This window comes from Blastopirellula marina (assembly GCF_002967715.1).
GTDB classification, from domain to species: Bacteria; Planctomycetota; Planctomycetia; order Pirellulales; family Pirellulaceae; genus Bremerella; species Bremerella marina_B.
On record NZ_PUIA01000036.1, the window covers coordinates 1 to 535 of the forward strand.

At 60.2% G+C, this 535-nt stretch carries 1 pseudogene; it reads right to left on the bottom strand.

Annotated features, from left to right (window positions below):
* Positions 1-419 (bottom strand): annotated as a pseudogene (locus tag C5Y96_RS27350) (hypothetical protein); the annotation flags it as partial.
* Positions 420-535 lie beyond the last annotated feature (116 nt).

Consider the following 535-nt stretch of genomic DNA (forward strand, 5'->3'; position numbering starts at 1 on the left):
GGCCGCCGAAATCCAAAGCGGCCCAAGCTGGCGGCAAAGTGCCGCTCGAATAACAGCTCGATCGTCAGGTCGCCGGAGCCGGTAATCGGCTCGGACAGATTGACGACCAGTTGATTCGCTTCTCCTTCGCGCTGGGCCGTTCCCCAACCAGTCGAACCGTCGCCGTCAAGCACATTCGCCGCATCGGCGCTACCGCTGCCGATGCTGATCTTGCCGTAGCTATGCGAGGCGGCGGTTAGCTTGATCGGCTGCTCACCGACCTTCGCCGTCATCTCACTCAGAAAGAAATCGCCCTGGCGTCCTTCGTAGTACGAACGCCCTGGTCCGCCTGCCGGGAGACGTTCATCGGGCAAGACCTCCAAGCGAAGCGCCGTCAGCGGCAACTGCGATGGATCGATCGGAAAGGTCAGCGTAAACATGTCGCGCTTTGTTATGTCGCCGCTCGAAAAGATTGAACCATCGGCCAGCGTTTCGAGCTTCGGCAAGTTCGTTTCCAGCTTTGACGCCTTCAGCGTTCGCCATAGGGTGGCGTTCG